The organism is Salinivibrio proteolyticus, from assembly GCF_001996165.1.
GTDB lineage: Bacteria > Pseudomonadota > Gammaproteobacteria > Enterobacterales > Vibrionaceae > Salinivibrio > Salinivibrio proteolyticus.
Window position 1 is genome coordinate 1 of sequence record NZ_MUFP01000046.1, and the last position, 1,490, is coordinate 1,490.

Sequence of the window (1,490 nt, forward strand, 5' to 3'; positions counted from 1 at the left end):
GATATCCGCTTGACGGACAAACAAAACCTCCTCGCTATCATATTGAAAAATTTTTGGTAAAGTGAATGTGATGAAAAGAAAAATTTTAATAAGCTGTAACATGGAACCTCAGCATTTTTACTTTGTTAAGAGTATTTTAGAAAAATATGAAGAGCATTTTGAAATTAAAGTAATATTTCAATCTCACTTGAGAAAAAGTAAATTTCGAGCCTTAAGAAAACATGGTTTAATTTCTGCCATTAGGAAAAGGTTGTGTAACCATAATAAATATGGGAAATTGCTGAAATCTGAAAAAATAAAAATATACAACATATTCTATGATGATATAGGTCTTGATTTCTTTATATCAAAGATAGGAGAAAAAAACACTATTGTCTGCTCAGATATTAATTCAGATGAAGTTGTTCGCTTCGTTCACGATTTCCAACCAGATCTATTTCTTCTTCAGGGAGGAAGATTACTTCGACAGAATTTTTTGACAGCGCTAGATCGTGCGTACATTCTTCATCTTCATCTTGGTATAGTTCCCTATTATCGAGGGGGCAATTCGCAGTTTTGGACGATATATAATAATGCGGTTAATGAAAATGGTTTTACGATTCAATCTGTTGATTTAAATATAGATACAGGCGCCATTTATATTAGGAAGTCTATAGTGGATTTTGACGAAAATGATAATCATCACTCTATGTATTGTAAAACACAGTTGGCAGGAATAGAAAGTCTCAAAAAACTAATCGAATTCTATATGATTAACAATTATATACCAAAACCAATCGAAGTTACAGAAAAAGGCTTTAATTATACTGGAAAAATGGTTACAGAGTCTGCGTGTAAGTATGTATTTCTAAATGGAAAAGAAGTGCTTAGTAGCTATTGTCGTTCGCCCAAAAAGCCTGCTTATAAAAACATCAGTGTGATATGACATGAATATATTGTTAACTTTTGACTACGAAGTTTTTTTCGGAGAAAACTTTTATAGTGAGGAGGAAGTTTTATTCAGACCTACCGAAAAATTGTTAGCGATAGCAAAAAAACATAACGCGAAATTGGTTTTTTTTATTGATATTTGTTCGATTGTAGCATATGAAAAATTTGGCAGAATGGAATATGTGAATAATTTTCAAAAGCAAATATATAAAATTCTAGAATTAGGTCATGACGTGCAGATGCATTTTCATCCTCATTGGTTTGACAGTATTTATAATATGAGTAGCAATAGTTGGCACCACAACTATAAAAATTGGTCTTATTCAAATCTCATTGATAACTATGGTCTGACTAAAGCGAATGAGATGTTTGGTCTCGCTCAACGAAAATTCATAGATCTCGTAGGCAGTAAGCCTCTATCTTTTAGAGCAGGGGGGTATACTACACAACCACATGAAGAAGCACTAATAAGCTTATTGAAAAGGTTTGATTATAAATACGATAGTAGCATAACTCCACTCAAGATGTTTCATTCAAGCGCTCAATGGTTTGACTATATG

2 protein-coding genes are annotated in these 1,490 nt (G+C 32.2%); both read left to right on the forward strand.

Going from position 1 to position 1,490, the window contains the following annotated elements; genetic code table 11:
- Positions 1 to 70: 70 nt before the first annotated feature.
- Positions 71 to 925, forward strand: coding sequence for a formyltransferase family protein (locus tag BZJ19_RS16890; RefSeq protein WP_077676480.1), 855 nt, complete (start codon positions 71 to 73; stop codon positions 923 to 925).
- Between the two features lies 1 nt (position 926).
- A partial coding sequence (locus tag BZJ19_RS16895) for a polysaccharide deacetylase family protein (protein ID WP_131826419.1) occupies positions 927 to 1,490 on the forward strand: 564 nt, incomplete at its 3' end.